General features: G+C 65.6%; 17 protein-coding genes. 9 read left to right on the top strand and 8 right to left on the bottom strand.

The features are described from left to right. Positions 1-24 precede the first annotated feature (24 nt). Complete coding sequence (locus tag NP4_RS16480) at positions 25-972, top strand: UbiA family prenyltransferase (protein WP_067998629.1); 948 nt, start codon at positions 25-27, stop codon at positions 970-972. Further along, positions 969-2,585: an AMP-binding protein gene (locus NP4_RS16485; protein WP_067998631.1), complete on the top strand. Its 1,617-nt coding sequence runs from the start codon at positions 969-971 to the stop codon at positions 2,583-2,585. Before NP4_RS16480 ends, NP4_RS16485 begins: the two co-directional genes overlap by 4 nt. 158 nt (positions 2,586-2,743) lie before the next feature. On the opposite strand, the gene NP4_RS16490 is transcribed toward NP4_RS16485, so the two are convergent. After that, positions 2,744-3,217: a flavodoxin family protein gene (locus NP4_RS16490; RefSeq protein ID WP_067998632.1), complete on the bottom strand. Its 474-nt coding sequence runs from the start codon at positions 3,215-3,217 to the stop codon at positions 2,744-2,746. Between the two features lie 509 nt (positions 3,218-3,726). Between NP4_RS16490 and NP4_RS16495 the strand changes: the two genes are divergently transcribed. The 6 genes from NP4_RS16495 to NP4_RS16520 all read left to right on the top strand — a co-directional run bounded on the left by NP4_RS16495 (position 3,727) and on the right by NP4_RS16520 (position 12,155). Beyond that, positions 3,727-4,839 (top strand): 3-deoxy-7-phosphoheptulonate synthase, encoded by a 1,113-nt coding sequence (locus NP4_RS16495; RefSeq protein WP_067998634.1) that lies wholly within the window; start codon positions 3,727-3,729, stop codon positions 4,837-4,839. Between the two features lie 23 nt (positions 4,840-4,862). After that, a complete protein-coding gene (locus tag NP4_RS16500; RefSeq protein WP_147287965.1) occupies positions 4,863-7,178 on the top strand; it encodes a helix-turn-helix transcriptional regulator in 2,316 nt (771 codons plus the stop codon). Between the two features lie 18 nt (positions 7,179-7,196). Further along, positions 7,197-8,207: a glucose-6-phosphate dehydrogenase (coenzyme-F420) gene (fgd, locus tag NP4_RS16505; protein ID WP_067998638.1), complete on the top strand. Its 1,011-nt coding sequence runs from the start codon at positions 7,197-7,199 to the stop codon at positions 8,205-8,207. 41 nt (positions 8,208-8,248) lie between these two features. Continuing rightward, the gene (locus tag NP4_RS43195) at positions 8,249-9,175 is read left to right on the top strand and encodes a nitroreductase/quinone reductase family protein (RefSeq protein ID WP_169813747.1); all 927 of its coding nucleotides are present in this window, start codon (positions 8,249-8,251) and stop codon (positions 9,173-9,175) included. Positions 9,176-9,241: 66 nt separating this feature from the next. Then, complete coding sequence (locus tag NP4_RS16515; RefSeq protein ID WP_067998641.1) at positions 9,242-10,219, top strand: 3-oxoacyl-ACP synthase III family protein; 978 nt, start codon at positions 9,242-9,244, stop codon at positions 10,217-10,219. A gap of 4 nt (positions 10,220-10,223) precedes the next feature. Next, positions 10,224-12,155 carry an FAD/NAD(P)-binding protein gene (locus NP4_RS16520; RefSeq protein ID WP_067998643.1) on the top strand — a complete coding sequence of 644 codons (1,932 nt, stop codon included), beginning with the start codon at positions 10,224-10,226 and terminating at the stop codon, positions 12,153-12,155. Between the two features lie 65 nt (positions 12,156-12,220). Here NP4_RS16520 and NP4_RS16525 read toward each other — a convergent pair whose 3' ends face one another. The 4 genes from NP4_RS16525 to NP4_RS16540 all read right to left on the bottom strand — a co-directional run bounded on the left by NP4_RS16525 (position 12,221) and on the right by NP4_RS16540 (position 16,470). Then, positions 12,221-14,134 carry an anthranilate synthase family protein gene (locus tag NP4_RS16525; protein WP_067998644.1) on the bottom strand — a complete coding sequence of 638 codons (1,914 nt, stop codon included), beginning with the start codon at positions 14,132-14,134 and terminating at the stop codon, positions 12,221-12,223. A gap of 1 nt (position 14,135) precedes the next feature. Next, positions 14,136-14,807 (bottom strand): isochorismatase family protein, encoded by a 672-nt coding sequence (locus NP4_RS16530; protein ID WP_067998647.1) that lies wholly within the window; start codon positions 14,805-14,807, stop codon positions 14,136-14,138. 27 nt (positions 14,808-14,834) lie between these two features. Then, the gene (locus tag NP4_RS16535; protein ID WP_067998649.1) at positions 14,835-15,623 is read right to left on the bottom strand and encodes a 2,3-dihydro-2,3-dihydroxybenzoate dehydrogenase; all 789 of its coding nucleotides are present in this window, start codon (positions 15,621-15,623) and stop codon (positions 14,835-14,837) included. 178 nt (positions 15,624-15,801) lie between these two features. Then, positions 15,802-16,470 (bottom strand): response regulator, encoded by a 669-nt coding sequence (locus tag NP4_RS16540; RefSeq protein WP_067998651.1) that lies wholly within the window; start codon positions 16,468-16,470, stop codon positions 15,802-15,804. 709 nt (positions 16,471-17,179) lie between these two features. On the opposite strand from NP4_RS16540, the gene NP4_RS16545 reads away from it, so the two are divergent. After that, complete coding sequence (locus NP4_RS16545; RefSeq protein ID WP_067998653.1) at positions 17,180-17,968, top strand: AfsR/SARP family transcriptional regulator; 789 nt, start codon at positions 17,180-17,182, stop codon at positions 17,966-17,968. Here NP4_RS16545 and NP4_RS16550 read toward each other — a convergent pair. The 3 genes from NP4_RS16550 to NP4_RS16565 form a co-directional block, all read right to left on the bottom strand. Then, entirely contained in the window at positions 17,933-18,154 is a 222-nt protein-coding gene (locus tag NP4_RS16550) for a transcriptional regulator (RefSeq protein WP_067998655.1), read from the bottom strand. The genes NP4_RS16545 and NP4_RS16550 overlap by 36 nt on opposite strands. Beyond that, positions 18,151-18,642, bottom strand: a complete 492-nt coding sequence (locus tag NP4_RS16555; RefSeq protein WP_147288041.1) for a hypothetical protein — start codon at positions 18,640-18,642, stop codon at positions 18,151-18,153. The genes NP4_RS16550 and NP4_RS16555 overlap by 4 nt, the downstream gene beginning before the upstream one ends. A gap of 797 nt (positions 18,643-19,439) precedes the next feature. Further along, positions 19,440-19,898: a YybH family protein gene (locus NP4_RS16565; RefSeq protein ID WP_067998659.1), complete on the bottom strand. Its 459-nt coding sequence runs from the start codon at positions 19,896-19,898 to the stop codon at positions 19,440-19,442. Positions 19,899-19,919 lie beyond the last annotated feature (21 nt).

Below are 19,919 nucleotides of genomic sequence, written 5' to 3' on the forward strand. Positions count from 1 at the left end.
CGCCACCGCGTTTCAGGAGTTGATATGACCGCTCACATCGTTCCGCCGGCCCGAATCTCCCTCGGCGAGAAGGCCATGGCCTACGTCCGACTGGGGAAACTGAGGGTCTACCACCACTTCTATGCCTGGTTGCTGGCCGTGCTGCTGCTCGTGCACGAGGGTGTGTATCGGCCCGGCGCGGCCGTGGCGCTGGGCTTGATCCTGTTCGGCATGTACGCGATGAAGGTCGCCGGATGCGCCATCGACGATGTCGTCGGATTCCGCGACGGCTGCGACGAGCGCAACTACAGCAGCGGCGGACATCTGCCGAAGTCCAATAAGCCGCTGCTGTCGGGAATGCTCACCGAGCGGGAGGCCATCGTCTTCGGCGCCGTCACCAGCATTCTGGCCTTCGCGGCCGGAGTCGCGGTCTATCTGCCGCTGCGTGGGGATGTGCCGATCGGATTCCTGATCGGCTATCTGTTCATCGTGTCGGTGACCATCCAGTACTCCTGGCTGTTCAAGGTGAGTTACCGGCCCGGCGGACAGGAGTTCGCGGTGCTGGTCGTCTGCACGGCCGAGGTCCTCGGCCCGTATTGGCTCATCGCGCGGCACTGGACCGTCGACGCGGTCGCGGTCGCGGCACTGTTCGCGCTCGGTATGCAGCTGGTGTCGTCGTATGCGAATTACGGTGACCGCAAGGGCGATCTGGAATCCGGGCGGCGCACCATCTCCGCGCTGGCCCCCGCCCGCGTCTACTGGGGTTTGACGGCGATATTCTCGGTGCTGAGCCTGGTGGTGCTTTTCGTGCCCTTTACCGTCGGTTCCCTGAACCCGCTGCTGCTGATCTGTGTGGTGCCCGCACTCGTATTGCGCGCCATACAGATTCGCACCGGTCTGTTCCAACGTCGGATTCAGCAGGCCGTGAAGCTGGGTTTCAAGAACATCGATGCCATCGGCCTCGGCCTGGCGGTCGCACTGGTGCTGTCATGAACCTGCGACATACCGCCGAGATACTGCGATCGGTTCGAATACTCGCCGAACGAGGCATCATTCATCCGCGCCGTTTCGGAGCGGATCTTCAGGCGGCGAAGATCGCCGGACGATGCGGCCCGTTCCCCGCGATGATCAGCTATATGGTGCGCTATCACCCCGACCGCACCGCCCTCGTCGACGACCGCGGCGAGTTGAGTTTCGGTGCGCTGGACCGGCAGTCGAACGCCTTGGCCCGCGGCCTCGCCGCGGACGGGATCGGCCCCGGACAGACCGTCGGTGTGCTGTGCCGTGAACATCGCGGCCTGATCACCGCGCTGATCGCCACCGGCAAGCTCGGCCTGCGGCTGGTTATCCTGAACACCGGCTTCGCCGGACCACAGCTGCGCGATGTCGCCGCCCGCGAACAGGTCACCGTGCTGTTCCACGACGACGAATTCGCCGAGGCCGCGACCGCGCTGCCCGAGGGCGTGCGCCGGGTGCGGACCCGGGCCGACGATCCGCGCGCGAGCGGCCGGTCCGTGGACGAGTTGATCGCGGGCCAGCCGACACATCCGCTGCCCCTGCCCGACGAATTCGCGGGCCTGGTCCTGCTCACCAGCGGTACGACCGGAACGCCGAAGGGCGCGGCGCGCAAACGCATTTCGCCGCTGCAGTCGGCGCAGCTGCTCGACCGGTTCCCGATCACCGGCGGCGGCGCCACGGTGATCGCCGCGCCGCTGTTCCACGCGACCGGACTGGGCCAGTTCACCTTCGCCATGTCGCTGGGTAAGACCGCGGTGTTCGGGCACGGCAGATTCGACGCCGAGGCCACGCTCGCGGCGGTCGCCCGGCACCGCGCCGACACCCTCGCGGTGGTGCCCACCATGCTCGGGCGCATTCTCGACCTCGGGCCGGAGGTGCTTGCCCGCTACGATATTTCGTGCTTGAAGATCATTGCCAGCGGCGGCTCGGCCATCTCGCCGGGACTGTGTGAACGCACCGCCGCCGCCTTCGGCGACGTGCTCTACAACAACTACGGCGCCACCGAGGTCGCCGCGGTGTCGATGGCCACGCCGCAGGAGTTGCGCCGGGCGCCGGGCACGGTCGGCCGCCCGCCGGTCGGCGTGCGGGTGGCGCTGTTCGACGGCGACGGCGAGCCGATCACCGAACCGGACCGCCCCGGTTCCATCTACGTCGCCAACAGCCTGAGCTTCAGCGGCTACACCGACGGCCAGGACAAGCACCGCCGGGACGGTATGGTCTGCACCGGCGATATCGGCCATTTCGACGCCACGGGACTGCTTTTCGTCGACGGTCGCAGTGACGACATGATCGTGTCCGGCGGCGAGAACGTCTATCCGGCCGAGGTGGAGAATCTCCTCGCCGACCGCAGCGATATCGCCGACGCCGCGGTCGTCGGCGTGACCGATCCGGATTTCGGCCAGCGCCTGCGGGCCTTCGTGGTACCGCAGCCCGGCGTCGAACTGGATCCCGACGAGATCCGCCGACATGTGAAATCCCAATTGGCCCGCTACAAGGTCCCCCGCGACGTCATCATCCTCGCCGAGATACCCCGCAACGGGTCGGGCAAGATCGTGCGTCGACGTCTGGCCGAGCTGCCGATACCGTAGTCGCGCAGCGCATACGTAAACGCCCGATATTCCTTGTGCGACAAGGAGTATCGGGCATTTTACGCGGTCTGCATTCGAAAACTCCGGCCTGGTTGTCATCACAGACCGGAGTTCGATGAAGTCCCCCTGAACGATCGAGAACGTCCTATACGGGGAAATCAGGAAGCGATATCGACCTTGCTGCGCAGGCCCTCCGCGAAGGTGCGCGCGCCCGCCAGATCAGCGGCGTTCGGCTGCCCCTTGCGGATCCCACCGACGATCATCAGCGGCCACCAGGTGTCGTATCCGAAGCACGAGAAGGTGTCGACCACCTCGTAGCCCTTCTGCTCGAGGCGACGCACGAACTTCTGGCGGTAGCGCCGGAACGGCGGCTCCGGAAAACCACTGGTGTTGAACACGAAGGCCTTGCGGCGCTGCGCCGGGGGCAGCGTTTTGACGAATTTGCGCAGCTCTCGATAGAAATTCATACCGTATACACCCGAGCCGAATCCCACAAAATCATAGGTGGCGAGCTCGGCGGCGGTGATCTCCGCGGGATCGACGACACGAGCGCCCAGCACCTCACCGATCACATCGGCGACTTTCTTGGTGTTCCCGTGGGACCGTGACCTGCATACGATAATTGTCTTCATGCCAATGCTCCTTGCTTTCTCGAATTCATGGTCATACTGATCATATCTGGCCACGCGCTCGGGTCCACGTTGGTTCCAGCGGCTCCCGGTAGAGCTTAACGATGAGACGCGCGATATGAAATCATCCGATCGGGGTATCGCATGCGCCTTTCGAATCAATGCGCAGTTGGGCGGGGTCGCCCGGCTGGGTCGACACACCGATCGCGCCCGCCGACGTGGGCGGTTACCCCGATCCGCACGACTCACACCGACATCGATGGCACAGAGATAATTTCCTCTCGATTTGTCCATGTGATCCATATCACAATTGACTCGACCGGCGTAGAAGTGTCACGCTTTTTCTGCGGCACCGCTGTGCCCACATTCGCATCACCGATGTAAGACCGGCGCGATATCCTCTTGTCGTTCGCCCGCTCGGTATGCATTTCCGCATCCCCTCCACTGCATCGGCATACGGCTATTTCCTCGTTACTGACACGAGAATTCCGACAATCTCGAGGATTTATGGAATGAATGCTGATATCGCGATCGCCCCTGCATACGGATTGGAAGGTCGGCATACGCTCAGTATCAGCCCGCTGCCACCGCCCGCCGAGATACGCAGCGAATATCCGATCGACGAAAATATCGCCGCCGTCGTGCGCGACGGCCGCAATACCACCCAGGACATACTCACCGGCGCCGACGACCGCCTGCTGGTGATCGTGGGTCCCTGCTCGGTGCACGATCCGAGCGCCGCGCTGGACTACGCGAGCCGACTGGCCGCCAAGGCCCGGGAACTCGCCGACGACCTGCACCTGGTGATGCGGGTGTACCTCGAGAAACCGCGGACCACCCTCGGCTGGAAGGGTCTGCTCAACGACCCGCATCTCGACGGCACCTTCGACTTCGGCGCCGGGCTGCGCCTGGGCCGACGCCTGCTGATCGACATCACCGCCCTCGGCCTGCCGGTGGCCTGTGAATTCCTCGATCCGCTCACCCCGCAGTACTTCGCCGATCTGGTGACCTACGGCGCCATCGGTGCCCGCACGGCGGCCAGCCAGGTGCATCGGCAACTGGCCAGCGTGCTGCCGATGCCGGTCGGCATCAAGAACGGCACCGATGGCGATGTCCAGGTGGCCGTCGACGGCGTCCGCGCCGCCGGGGCCGGGCACGTCTTTCCGGGCATCGACCTGCAAGGCCGCTGCGCGCTGATCCACACCACCGGCAATCCCGACTGCCACGTCGTCCTGCGCGGCGGCGCGAGCGGCCCCAACTACGACGCCACCGCGGTCACACAGGCGTGCCTGCGGCTCGAGAAGGCGGACCTGCCACAGCGGCTCGTGGTGGACGCCAGTCACGGCAACAGCAACAAGGATCACAACCGTCAGGTCGACGTCGTCGCCGATATCGCCAACCGCATCGCCGCGGGCGGCGCCAGCGTCGTGGGCCTGATGCTGGAGAGCTTCCTCGTCGCGGGCCGTCAGAACCTCACCCTGGGCGACGCCGCCGCGCTCACCTACGGGCAATCCATCACCGACGCCTGTCTGGGCTGGTCCGACACCGCCGCTCAGCTCGACCGTCTCGCCGCCGCGGTCGCCACCCGCCGCGCCCTCCGCAGCGGCGCGGCAGACGCGATGTGAGGCGAATCATCAAGGAGGACACCGTGCTCAGCAGTACCTGTCTACAGTGGCCCGGCGCGGGAGATATCGACAGCTTCCGCCATCCGGCGCTGGTCGAACGTGATCGCGAGGTCGAGGAGATCCGCAATCTGGTCGAGGATCCACGGGTTCGCCTGCTCACGCTGACCGGACCCGCCGGGGTGGGCAAGAGCCGACTGGCACAGGAGGCGTTGTCGCACAGTCGATCCGCCGCCGCCCGCAGTATCGCGGTGGACCTCGCCGATATCGCCGATCCCGAGGACGCCTGGCGTTGCGTCCTCGCCGCCTTCGGGGAACGCTTCGACGACGGCTACCAGATCGCCGGTCCGACAATGATATTGGATGCCCTGCAGGCGGCCATCGGCTCCTCGCGGACCGTTCTGCTGCTGGACAACTGCGATCCGGTGGCACGGAAGATCGCCCGCGAGGTATCCCTGCTGCTGCGGCGCTGCCCGAATCTGCTGCTGGTGGCGACCAGCCGGGTCGTACTCAATCTGCAGCGCGAATACGTGCTGTCGGTGCGGCCGCTGCGGACCCGATCCGATTCGGGTCCGAGCCGCCCCGCCCTGTCGGCGGCCACCCAGCTGCTGCTGGCCGGTATCGACAGCAGCTATCGCGGCTCGGCGGCGAATCTGTTGGTACTCGACGAGATCGCGCACGAGGTCGACGGCGTGCCGCTCGCGCTGGAACTGGCCGCGGTCACGATCAACCGGATCGGCCCCGCGGCGGCGCTGCGGCTGATCCGCACCGGCGCGGGCATGACCCCGCTGCCCTATGCCGATATCCCGGCGCGACACCGGTGCACCGACGACGCGGTCGCCTGGGGGTTGCGCGATCTCGACGCCCGCGCGCTCGATGTGCTGCTGCATCTGTCACTGTGTGAATCGGCGGTCGATCCGGATACGCTGGCGACGCTGGCCGGTCTGGACGAATCCGTCGGGGGAGCAACGACTCTGACCCCTCTGATCGAGCACAGCCTGCTGCGCCGGGTCGTCTCCGACGCCGGGTCCCCCAGCTATGAGTTGATCGGCATCGTCCGCGCCTACTGCCGCCGACTGCTGGAATCCGATCGCGTTCGGCGCGAACGGATCCGGCGCGAGCATGTCGACCGCTGGCACGAACTGGCCCGCCGGATGGCCCACGACCTGGCGCGACCGGATCTGCGGGAGACCGCGCTGACGCTCGCCGAACGACATGTCGGCGACTTCCGCGCCACCGTCGCGGGTTTGATCGAGATGGGGCAGCCGCAGCGGGCCGTGGAACTCGCCGCATCGCTCGAGGAGGTGTGGATCCGATTCGGGCGGTTCACCGCGATCGAATCGTTGCTGACCGATCATCTCGGCGATCGGTCGAACCCCGAATCCATGTCCGGCGCATTGGAATTGCTCGGCGACTGGGCATTGCGGACCGGCCGACCCCAGCGGGCGATCGACATGTTCACCCGGGCCGCGACCGAATACCGCCGCCGCGCTGACGCCGAAAGCGAACATCGGATCGCCGCACGGCTGGGCCTGGCCCACCTCGAGGACGGCCGCCCCGACCTCGCGGGCGAGCAGCTGCTGTTCGCCCGGGATCACGGTGCCGAGCTCGGCGAGGTCGCCGATATCTATCTCACCGCACTCGCACTGCCCGAACCCGCCGGACAATCCGACGGCGATCACTCTCGGCTGTGGGAACGGATCGAACGACTCGATCCGCGCGACCGGCTGCGCGCGTACAACACCCTCGCCCGTGGACAGCTGGGCGCCGAAACCGCGCACCGGGCCCTCGAGCTGTTCCGCCGCGTGCTGCGGATGCCGGAGATCGAGGGGCATACCCTCGAGACACTCACCGCCCTGGACGGCTGCGCGGCCGCCTACGGCTGCGCCGGTGAGAAATTCGGCGAACTGGCCGCGCTGCTGTTCGGTTCGGTACACCGCATCCGCAGCGCGCACACGATCCCGATGCCCGAGGATATCGGCGACGACGAGATCGAGGCCGCGCGCCTGATTCGCCCGGAAACGAACCGCGATCTACCGGATATCGTCTCGTGCGCATTATCGGGGCCGCATATTCCGGCCTGTTCCGCCTCACCGCTGGACGCCTTGACGAAAAGGCAGCGGCAGATCGCGTTGCTGGTGGCCGACGGCCTGACCAATCGCATGATCGCCAGTCGGCTCGGCATAGCCGAATGGACGGTGATCAACCATCTGCGCCAGGTGATGGCCAAACTGAATTGTCCCTCCAGATTGCATGTGGCGCTGGTTGTCAAAGGCGACAAGGACTTGCCATTGCCCGACGCGAAATCGTCGGTAAGCTCGAATTTAAGGCAAATCCACTAGATATTCGAGGGAATTGTGGTGACGGACCTCAGGGTGGGATATAAGGCATCGGCGGAGCAATTCGGTCCGCGCGAACTCGTCGAGCTGACAGTGTCGGCCGAGCAGTACGGTCTGGACAGCGCCATGATCAGCGATCATTTCCAACCGTGGCGGTACAACGGCGGCCATGCCCCCTTCTCGCTGGCGTGGCTGGCCGCTGCCGGTGAGCGCACCAGCCGCATCCTGCTGGGCACCTCGGTGCTGACTCCGACCTTCCGCTACAACCCGGCCGTGATCGCCCAGGCCTTCGCGACCATGGCGTGCCTGTACCCGAATCGGGTGACGCTTGGCGTGGGCACCGGTGAGGCGCTGAACGAGATCGCGACCGGCTACAAGGGCGAATGGCCCGAGTTCAAGGAGCGATTCGCGCGGCTGCGCGAGGCCGTCGACCTCATGCGCGCGCTGTGGACCGGCGACCGCACCGATTTCGACGGGCAGTACTACCACACCGTCGGCGCGTCGATCTACGACGTGCCCAAGGGCGGCATCCCGATCTACGTCGCCGCGGGCGGGCCGCTGGTGGCCCGGTACGCCGGTCGCGCCGGTGACGGTTTCATCTGCACCTCGGGTAAGGGGATGGATCTCTACACCGAGAAGCTGATGCCCGCGGTGAAGGAGGGCGCGGACAAGGCCGGGCGCTCGGTCGAGGACATCGATCGGATGATCGAGATCAAGATCTCCTATGACACCGATCCCGAACTGGCGCTGGAGAACACGCGCTTCTGGGCGCCGCTGTCGCTGACCCCGGAGCAGAAGCACTCGATTACCGATCCGATCGAGATGGAGGCCGCCGCCGACGCGCTGCCGATCGAGCAGATCGCCAAGCGCTGGATCGTCGGCTCCGATCCCGACGAAGTCGTCGAGCAGATCCGTCCCTACGTCGACGCGGGCCTCAATCACCTTGTTTTCCACGCCCCGGGCCACGACCAGGCCCGCTTCCTCGAGCTGTTCGCCAAGGACATCGCACCCCGGCTGCGCGGACTCGGCTAGCCATCCGATCAGCGAAATCGACAGGACTCACAATGCTGACATTGACGGTAGAGCGCGTCATCGCGGCCCCGCCCGAGCAGGTCTTCGACTGGTTCGCCGACTCCGAGAACTTCGCCGCGTCGCGAGCCGTCGTGCGCCACAAGCTGGTCGAGCCCGCGGTCGATCTACCCTACGGCGTCGGTTCGGTCCGCACCGTCACCTGGTTGTTCGGCAGCTACACCGAGCGCATCACCGTTCGCGACGCACCGAAGAAGATCGGCTGGCTGGCCGAGAAGGGCATTCCCGGTGTCCGGCATCTCGGCGCCGAGCTGACCTTCACCCCGGTGCCCGAGGGCACCCGGGTGGTGCTGACCTCCGCCGTCGAGGTGACGATTCCGTTCGCCGTCGAATTGCTGACCCGCCGCCTCGGACTGCCGATGCTGGCGGCCGGATATCGCGATGTGTTGCGCACGGCCGATATCGCGCTGACCTCCCCGCGCAAGACGCCGCGGCTGGGTCGCCCGAACTGGCTCACCAAACCGCGAAACTACATCTTCGACCAACTGCTCATTCTCATCCGCACCATCCACCACTCGATCCTGAAGGCCAGCGGCGGGCGAGTGGGCAGCACATTGTTCGGTATGCCCGTCATCGAGGTCCATGTCACCGGCCGCGCGACGGGGGCGCGCCGCACCGTATTGCTGTGGGATCCGATCATGGATGGCGAGCGGGTCATTCTGGTGGCCTCCAAAGAGGGTGACGATCGCAATCCGGAATGGTATCGGAATCTGCGGGCCAACCCGACGGTAGAGGTGACCATGAACGGTGTCACCGAATCGTGGGTCGCGCGGACCGCGAATGCGAACGAAAAAGCCGAATTGTGGCCGAAGATCGTCAAGGCTTATCACGGATTCGCGGTTTGCCAGACCCGCACCGCCCGCGAGATTCCGGTCGTCATCTGCGAACGGCCCACGAATTCCGTCACGTAATTCCGCCGCGACGACGACGGGTTTTCGGTACGTGCTGTCGCGGCCGATATTCGAGAGGAACTATTCGTGAATCGCATCGCCGTCCTCGGCACGGGGGCATATCTTCCCGAGCGCGTCGTATCGAATATTGAAGTGGGCGCCGAAGCGGGGGTCGACGACGAGTGGATCGTCCGCAAGACGGCGATTCACCGGCGTCGGTGGGCCACCGCGGACCAGGCGACCTCCGATCTCGCGACGCGGGCGGGCGCGGCCGCGCTGGCCGCCGCGGGCATCGGCGCCGGTGATCTGTCGGCGATCGTGGTCGCCACCTCGACGCCCGATCATCCGCAACCGCCCACCGCGGCCTTCGTCCAGCACAACCTTTCCGCCCGCCAGGCCGCGGCGTTCGATCTGAATGCCGTGTGCTCGGGATTCATCTTCGCGCTGTCGGCCGTCGAGGCCGCCGTCGAGCGGGCGGGCGGCGGATACGGGCTGGTGCTGGGCGCCGATATCTACAGTCGCATCCTGGATCCGACCGATCGCCGCACGGTCACGCTGTTCGGCGACGGCGCGGGGGCCGTGGTGCTCGGCCCGCGCGAACAGGGCGGCATTCTGCGGGTCGCCCTGCACACCTTCGGCGAATACACCTCGATGATCCAGGTTCCCGCGGGCGGCAGTCGATACCCCCGTGATCCGTCCGGAGACATCGCGGAATCGCCGTATTTCACCATGGACGGCCGCGGTGTCCGCGAATTCGTGCACGACAATGTGCCATTGCTGGTCAAGCAGTTCCTGCACGACTCCGGCGTGGCGCCCGACGAGGTCGACCATCTGATTCCGCATCAGGGCAACGGCGTCATGCTGGCGCAGCTCGCGGAGGATCTGATGCTGCCGAACGCCACGCTGCACACCACGGTCGCGGACTACGGAAATACCGGCGCGGCAGCCATTCCCGTCACCCTCGACCAGGCCGCGCGCACCGGATCCCTCCGTCCCGGCGACAAGGTGTTGCTGATCGGATTCGGAGGCGGCATGGCGGTGGGACTCACTCTCCTCGAATGGTGATCCAATGTCCGAACTGCCTTTACGCATCGCGGTGGTCGGCGTCGGCCCGCGCGGTCTGAGTTTCTTCGAACGCCTCTGCGCCAATCTTCCGCGCGACGCCGCCGGCATCGCCGCCGAGGTCTATCTCATCGACTCGACCCAGGTCGGCCCCGGAGCGGTCTGGCGCACCGACCAGTCCCCGCAGCTGCTGATGAATACCGTTGCGGCACAAGCCACGATATTCACCGATGCCAGCGTCACGATGGAGGGACCGGTCGTGCCGGGCCCCAGCCTGTACGAGTGGGCCAATTTCCTGGCGAAGGTCGGCAATTTCGCCGACCTGCCCCCGCAGCGATACGAGCTGGCGTGCCGCTTCGAGCCCAATACCTATCCGCCCCGGGCCGTTTACGGCCACTATCTGCGCTGGGCCTTCGAACATATCCGCGATCGGTACGCCTCGCGTGTGCGGACCCATGAAATCACCGCCACGGTCACCGATCTCCGCGACGACCCGGCCGGTCTGCAGGAGCTGACGCTCAGCACCGGCGACCGAATCACCGGGCTGCATGCCGTAGTGCTCGCCCAGGGGCATGTCGCGCCGCGCCCGACCGCGGACACGTCGGTGGCGACGCCACCGCCGGGCTCGCGGGTCGTCCACATCGCGCCGGGCAATGCCGCCGATGTCGACATCGATCGAATTCCCGAGCGTGCCACCGTCATTGTGCGCGGTCTCGGCCTCACCTTCTTCGACTACATGGCCCTGTTGACCGTCGGCCGCGGCGGTTGCTTCAAGGAGACCGATACCGAGGGGATCCTGGAATACCTTCCCTCGGGACACGAGCCGCTGATCGTGGCCGGATGCCGCCGCGGCGTCCCACATCAGGCGCGCGGCGAGAATCAGAAGGGCGTCGACGAACGACACGTTCCGACCCTGCTCGGTCCGGACCGGATAGCGCAATTGCGCGACCGGGCAGCGCTTTTCGGCGATGTTCTGTTCCGCCGGGATGTGTGGCCGCTGGTGGCTCGGGAGGTGGAGTCGGTCTACTACTCGCTGCTGCTGGCCGACCGGATCAGCCCGCGAGAACTACGCTGGTTCCGCAGTCGCTACCTCGAGGCGCCCACCGATCGCGGTGCGGCCGATGTGCTGGCCGAATTCGGTATCGACGCGACGCAGCGCTGGGATTGGGCCGCCGTCGGTGATCCCGTCGGCGGCCGCCGCTTCGACAGCGCCGAACAGTTCCACGACTGGCTGCTGGATTATCTCGACGCCGATGTGCGCCATGCGCAACTCGGCAATGCGCGAGGTCCGGTGAAAGCGGCTCTGGACGTGTTGCGGGACTTGCGCAACGAGATCCGATTGATCGTCGACCACAGCGGTATCACCGGCCGATCCTATCGAGACGACCTCGACGGCTGGTACACGCCGTTGAACGCCTTCCTGTCCATCGGCCCGCCGGCGGCACGGATCGCGGAACTGTCGGCACTGATTCGGGCCGGTATCGTGCGGATCATCGGGCCGGGCATGCGGGTGAGCTACGACGCAGCCGCCGATCGCTATATCGCGCGATCGGACGCGGTCGACGGGTCGACGGTCACCGCGACCGTACTCGTGGACGCGCGACTGCCCGAACCGAATATCCAGGACACCGGCGACGAGCTGCTGCTCAACCTGCTGCGGCGCAATGAGATACGCGTATTCTCGGTGGCCGACCCGGACGGTGAGCACTATCGGACCGGTGGCGTCGAGGTGGCCCCGGAAACCCATGCGCTGCTCGACGGCACGGGGCGTCCGCATCCGCGCCGATACGCGGTGGGCGTGCCCACCGAAGCCGTGCACTGGGTCACCGCAGCGGGTCCGCGCCCGGGCGTGAATTCGGTGACCCTGTCGGACAACGACGATATCGCCCGCGCCGTGATCGCCGCCGAGCGGCTCGCTCCCGCATCGATAACCAACTGACACACAACACAAAAGTCGGGATGCCGGATATCCGGCATCCCGACTTTCGGCGTTTCACCACCCGGCTAGATACGCACCCTCGCCGGATCCCCGGCCAATGCGGGGGTGCGGTCACTGCGGTCGATCAGTCGACCGATGAGCGCGGCCAGTACCGCCGGACCGTCCTGGGACAACACCGATTCGGCGTGGAACTGCACCGAGGCGAAGCGCTCGCCGCGCAGGGCGTACACCTCGCCGGTCGCCGGATCGCGACTCACCTCGATCGTGCCGAGTACGGAATCGAAGACGTCGAGACCACTGCGGGCGACGAAGGTGTTGTAGAAGCCCGCGCGCACCGGCACACCGAACAGCGAGAACTCCCGGCCTACACCCTGATTCGGCCGCTCCAACCGGTCCACCTCCAAACCGAGTGCGACACAGAGAATCTGATGGCTCAGACAGACCGCCGCGAACGGCAGATCGGCGGCCAGCACTTCCTGTACGCGCCGACACATCGCCCGAATACGAGGATCGTGCGTGTCGGTCGGATCACCGGGGCCCGGCCCCAGCAGCACGAGATCGTAGGCATCGAGCTCGATTTCGGCGTCGTAGTCGACGATCGTCAGGTTCAACCCGAGCGAGCGCAACATTGTCGCCAGCATCGTGGTGAACTTGTCGGCCGCGTCGATCAGCACCACCGAACCGCCCGTAGCCGCGGGCCCGCCGATGCGGCGGTGTTCGGCGTCGGCGAACCAGAACTGAGAGGCGACGGTATTGCGGCTGCGCAGGGCCGACCCGATGATCGGGGTCGTCCCCAGCTGCTTCGGCGAGTCCGCGGCGGCCCGGCCGCGGAGCAGACCGGCCGCCTTGGCATGGGTTTCGTGCATCTCACCATCGGGATCCGAATTGCGCACGAGCGTCGCGCCCACCCCGATGCGGGCCCGGCCCTCGGCGTCGACCACTGCGGTGCGGATCATGATGGCCGAATCCATTCGAATGGATCCCGCGGGATCTCGATCGATGAGGGCGATCACACCGCTGTAGTAGCCGCGTCCGGTCCTCTCGTACCGGGAGATCACGTGCGTGGCGCTTTCCAACGGCGAGCCCACCACCGTGGGTGCGAACATGGTCTCCCGCAACACTTCCGCGACGCCACATTCGGTCCGGCCGCCCAGCACATATTCGGTATGCGCCAGATGGGCCATTTCCTTCAGATAGGGACCGCTCACCGTGCCGCCCGCCGGGCACAGCGCGGACATCATCTTGAGTTCCTCGTCGACGACCATGAACAGCTCGCCGTTCTCCTTGTCGTCGGCGAGGAATTCCAGCAGACCCGGCACGGTCGGACCGGTCGGCGGATATCGGTAGGTACCGCTGATCGGATTCATCGATACGGTCCGATCCTCCAGCTGCGCATGGGCTTCCGGGCTGGCGCCGACGAAGGTCCGGGTGCCGGTGTGCACCAGAAAGGTCCAGTACGCGCCCCGTTCGCCATCGAGCAGCCGACGGAACAGGCCCAGTGACGCGCGCAGATGATCGGGACCGAGGGAGCCGATCAGCGAGCGGCTGATCACGAAATTGGATCCCGCCCCGGTGCCGATCTCATCGGCCAGCACGGCCTGCACGATCCTGCGATAGTCCGCGTCGGAGACGTCGAATTGGAAATCGGCCGGATCGATGGCACGATCGCCGACCACGCCGGGGCCGAGGGCGGCCAGAACCGTTGCGCGATCGCTGGTCTCGCGCTCGCGCACCGACATGGCCAGCAGCGGCGCTCGATCGTCGTTGCACGGGTAGCCGCGCTCGACGATCTGCCGATACGGAATCAGCACCAGCAGATCGGAATCCGCCGCGGCCGAGCTCACATCGTCGAGCCCGGCCAATTCGGTGACTCCGCCGCGCATGATGTCGATTCCGCCCGGTCGCTGCACGATCGCGAAGGGCTGCCGCAGGTCGGCGAGCAGACGGTCCAGCAGCGACCCGTTGTCCGCTACCGCCATGTCACACACCCACTTCGGCATCCACACCGGCCTGGGCGGCGGCCACCAACTCGGCGGTCGTCCGCACCGCGGCACAGCGCGCGGCCGCGTATTCGAGGGTCAACCGATGGTCGTCCTCGGTGAAATCGGCGACGGCGTCGGCGGCCAGGAAGGTCTCGACATCGTGGGAGTAGGCGTCCAGCGCGGTCGTCAGCACGCCGACGTGGGCGTAGACGCCGCAGACGATGATCTGGTCGCGGCCGTGCTGTTCGAACAGCTCGCGCAGACCGTTGCCGTGGAACGCGCTGTATCGCCACTTGGTGAACACTCGATCCTGCGGCCCGGGCGTGAGCTCGGAAACGACCGCGCGATCGGCCTCGTCCGCGGTCATGCCCGGACCCCAGATATCGCGCAACAGCCCTCGTTCGGCGGGGGTCATCGAACCGGGCTGCGCGGTATAAGCCACGACCGCCCCGGCCCGCAGATACGCCGCGCGCAACGCCGCGATATTGGCGACCAACTCCGCGTACGGTGAGCCACCGGCCCGCAGCGCGCGCACGAAATAGTTCTGCATATCGTGGATCAACAGCACCGAACGCTTCGGCTCGATTTTCCAGTCGACCACATTCTTCGGCAATTCTTCCGGAATCGGCATGCGATATGAAATGGTGTCGGGAATTTCACCGAACATCATGACTCCTCTGATCTCGAGAGTTCGCGCTCAGCTGCCGAGGGTCGCACCGCCGTCGACGACGAGCTCCTGCATCGTGATGTGCTTGGCCCGATCGGACAGCAGGAATTCGACGGCGTCGACTATGTCGTCCGGATCGGCAATACGGCCGAGCGGAATTCCGAGGCGGAACTTCTCCGGAACACCGGCGATCGTCGCCGCGGTGCGATCCTCGCCCTCCCAGCTGGTCTGCAGCATCTCGGTTCGGGTGGACCCCGGCAATACGACATTGCAGCGGATTCCGTACTGCGCAGCCTCGAGTGCGGCGCATTTCGCGACCATCGTCGCGGCCGCTTTGGACGCCGCGTATGCGGACATGGCCGCGCGCGGGGTACGCGCCGCATTGGACGATACGGTCACGATCGCGCCGCGCCGACGGGGAATCATATGGGCCACAACCGCCCTGATCATCCGGAAGACTCCCGAGGCGTTGACCGCGAACATTTCCTCCCAATCGGCGTCGCGCGCTCCGACGACATCGCCGACCCGCAGAATGCCCGCCGCGTTCACCAGGTAATCGATCGGGCCCAGATCGCGCTCGACCTCACCGACGAAGCGTTCGACATCGGCGGAGTCGGTGACATCGCCCTGAACGAAGACCACGTGGCCGGGGATGGAACGCAGCGCCTTGGACGCGTCGGTCATCCGATCGACCGCGACGACGGTCATTCCCTGGGCCGCCAGCCGATGGACGATCCGGCGGCCGATGCCGCCCGCCGCGCCGGTCACCAACGCGATATCCGACGCCCCTGATTTCGAGGCCTTATCCGATCCGGGCATTCGATTCACCACTCACATAAGTCTCGGCATGATGATTCCACTGGAAGTCTCGGCGGCCGCCGAGTCGAATTCAATTTATCCGGATCGGATCGCACTGCGGTATAGCAAAAACCTGCCAGACCAAAATTTTCGACGTCACTCAATTACATCAGAATGATCGCCGGGGACGGAAAGTCCCCTAACGCTGCAGCCGATTCGTATGTCGGCGCGAAATCAAACCACGTTCCGCCGCGCGATTGACGGCGTCGATGCGGGAGACCGCCTCGAGTTTGGCGAAGATGTTGCGCAGATGTCGCTTCACCGTGGCCTCGGTGACGCCGAGCCGGGTGGAGATCTGGCGGTTGCTCAGCGCCTCGTCCACGAACATCAGCACCTCCTTCTCGCGGGCCGACAGACTGCCGGAATCGTCCGGCTCGGCGACGCGGACCCGCAGACTCTCCGGCGACACCGACAGCGTGACCGTGCGCGGGCCGTCGTCGACCGACTGCCGGATCGCGGAGAGCAGGGTGTAGCGTCCGGCGCCCTTGTGCAGGTAGCCCCGCACACCCAGGGACAGCAGCTGCTGTACCAGCTGCTGCGCGTCGTGCATGCTCAGCACGATGATCCGCAGGGTCGGATCCTGGGCCAGCAGGCGGCGCACGGTATCGGGCGGATCTCCCTCGGGCATCTCCAGATCCAGCAGCAAGACGTCCGGGCGATGCTCGGCGGCCAACTGCAGGGTTGCCGTCCCCGAACCCGCCTGCGCCACGATCTCGAAGTCGGGCTCGGCCCGTAACAGATCGCACAGCGCCTCGCGCAGCAGCGTGTGATCATCGGCCACGAGAATGCGAATCTTATCTTGACTCATACGCTGTGCGACTCCTGCTCTGTCGGGAAACCTCGCCGTCTTCGATCGGCCGTGAGCACGCCGGTGTTCCGAACGGAGAATCACCATCCCACCCCTTCTCACTGTCGAGCTTTGCCAATGAACCCCCGGACGGCATCGAGCTGTCTGGATACTAACCGACCCCACTGACAGCCCGCAGGACGATTGTCGGGAAAAACCCTGGTACCGAGGGCATTTCCGCTGGCGGGAGTCTTCCTGACCTCCTTCCGGAGCGGAAACCACTGCGCGCGTTGGCATCCACCACCATCGATGCCACGAGTTCTGGTGGCACTAACCTTGTGGTGCGTGAAAATCGTCCGAAAGTGGCAGCGGGATACCGGACCGGACGCATACGGCGAGAACGGCCGTCCCCACGTAAAACACTGCGCCGCAGCTCTTTTCGATTAGCAGCCGAAGACGCGATATCGCAGGATATTTTGCTTGACAATATCCTGTCAGACGAGGCCAACCATCTTGTCCCTCACTCACGCCGACGTGGACCGCTGGATGCGCCGACCGCCGCCGAACGCCTGCGGCCGGGCCGATCACGCGCACGCACACACCCCACGGCACTACAACTTTCAGCTCGAGGCCCTATCCCAAGACGGATTGGCGGTCCGAGCTCCATCGGGTGTGATGTAAAAGCTACAGCGACGTTGTCGAGCGAGTTCATTGAGGGGATGGATACAACATGGTTGAACTCAGAATTCTCGGTCCGCTGGAGATCGAAGGCGCTGCCGGTGTACCGAGGCTCGACTCGTACCGACAGCGCGCGGTACTGGGCCTGCTCGCTCTGAATGCCGATCGCGTGACCTCCACGGAGAGTCTGATCGAGGCGGTGTGGGACGGGCGGCCGCCGGCGACCGCGCGCGCACAAATTCAAATATGTATTTCGGCATTGCGTCGCGTACTCACCGAGAACCGTTGCCAGATGGGCATCGAGACCCGCGCGCCGGGGTATCGACTGTTCCTCGATACCGCCGTCCTGGACAGCGCTCGATTCGACGAATTACTTGTCGAGGCCGCCACACAGGAGGAACGGGAGAATCTGCCCGCCGCGCTCACCGCACTGCGAACGGCCCTGGGATTATGGCGCGGACCCGTGCTGGCGGATGTGCCCAGCGAATCGATACAACGCATCGGCTATCGGCTCGGCGAACGGCGGATGGCCGCCGAATTGTCGCGTTTCCGAATAGAACTCGCACTCGGCCGGGATTTGGAGGTCATTCCCGATCTGCAGGCTTATATCGAGGAGCATCCGCTCTGGGAGGATGCCTACGGCTATCTGATGCTGGCACTGCATCGAAGCGGCCGATCGGCCGAGGCGCTCGCGGTCTACCGCAAGGCGCGCACCACGCTGATCCAACAGGTCGGGCTGGAACCCTCCGGTCAATTGCGCGGTCTGGAACAAGCGATCCTCGAGGGCGGCCAAACACTGCCGCGCTCAGAACTGTTCGAGCCGTTCCGTCGCGCCGGTTGATCCGACCGACTCGCCCGGACCGATCAGATCGAAGATCTCGGACAGATCGTATTCGGCCCGGCCCGGCCGACCGTAGCGGGTCAGCTTGCCGCGGCTGGCCCACTTGCGGATCGTCTCCGGTTTGACGCCAGCGGCCAGCGCGGCGAGTTCGGTTGGCACCAGGCGCCGTTGCGCCGACTCGGTCATGCCACCGACTCCCCACGCCCCACCGACTCCCCACGCCCTCCGGCCCGGCGCCGCGGCCCGACCCGCTGATCCAGCGCCAACCACTGATGCGGCTGCCAGGTATGCCCCGCCGGACAACTCACCAGCCGATTACCCCGCCCGTTCGCCGACAGGTCGGCATACACGGTCTCCTCGCACCCCGCGCGATTACACGCGCCCAGCGCGATCCGCTCCGACCCCGGATCGATGGCCCGCTCGGCCAACCCGCACACCGCACCGAATTCCTCGATGGCATCGCCGATGGCCGGATGCGCCACCAGCCAATCCCGGTACGAGAGCAGAAAATTCACAAGCGTAGGCACATCCCGCCGAGGCCGCCGCGGCGGACGCACCTCATCGACCACCAGCGCCGCCCACGACGCCGCCAGCGCCAAAATCTCGGCCCGAGCCTCGACCAGAGCATCCCGCAGCGCAATCCCCTGCCGCCGCCCGCCCCGAGCCCGAGCCACCCGCCGAGTCCGCTCCCCCTGCAGCAATTCCCCACACCGCGCATGCAGCACCGGCAACCGCGCCAACAACTCGACGAACTCCCCCCGACACCCCGCGCAAACCCGACCCCCCTCCCCCGCCACCCCACGACAGTCCAAATTCTCACACAGTGCCTGCGACATACCTGCTCCCCTCGAACGCTGTCCTCAAAGGCACCCCCCACTCTCACAGACACCCGCATCCTCCGAATATCCACCGCCTTTCGCCCGGCGATAGCGCGAAACCGCTTGCAGCACAGCCTGATACCCCCACCAAACCCCACCGCCGCCAAGCCCCGAGTTTCGGTGGGCCGAGAAGGAAATAACCCAGAAAAGAACCGACTGGTCGATTTGCTAGCAGATTGCGCAACGCCTCGAACTACCGAACGAAATCATTCGACAAATGCTCGGTATGCGATAACGGACTTGGTGGGCGCAGAGGGGTTCGAACCCCCGACCGCTGGTGTGTAAAACCAGCACGGCAAAATTATCCACAATCATTAACGACCTGCGACCATTCGTCTCTCGAAAGCCGCAGAACAGCGCTTCTTTGCCGATCAAGGTCGGGACTCGGAAGACATAGAAGACCACATCAGCACACCGGCCTGCCCCACGTTCTGCCCTGCGATCAAGTTCAGATGCCCCACGGGTAATCGACATCGGCAACTCGCCCGGCCGGTGTCCGTTCACCACCAAGACGGTACAAATGACAGGCGAGGAGGTCGGCGGTGCGGTGAAACATGGTTCCCGCCAAGCGAAGCGCCGCCGTACCCCTGGCCTCAGGGCTCGAGGTCGGTCACACCGTTACCGGTGGTGATGTCGAACGGCACCGAAACCTGGTCGTGCGCGATCAGCCAGGTGTCGCCGACCCTGCGCATCCCGTAGGTGACCCGGACCCACATGCCCTGCGCCGCTTCGCCGTTCTGCAGGGTGCCGTGCAGGCGAGCGAAGGCGTGCCCGAATGCCACGTTCCCGTCCACGGTGAACGTCAGATCGCGAATCTCGTAGACCACGGTTACGAAGAACCGGAACACCTTCGCCCAGTTCTCGAGTTTCGCCTCGATCCCGGCATGCACCAGTGGCGGCTCGACATCGAAGGACACCACGTCGGTCGTGTACAGCTGCCGCAGCGCCTCGAGATCCTTGGTGCGCAGCGCTTCGACTACCTCGTCGATATGGCGGCGGAGCTCAGCTTCGGCGCGGTCGACTCGAGCTTGAAAATCGTTGGCTGTAGTCATGATTCGTTTCCTCTCAGGAAT

It is taken from the genome of Nocardia pseudobrasiliensis NBRC 108224 (assembly GCF_001613105.1).
GTDB lineage: Bacteria > Actinomycetota > Actinomycetes > Mycobacteriales > Mycobacteriaceae > Nocardia > Nocardia pseudobrasiliensis.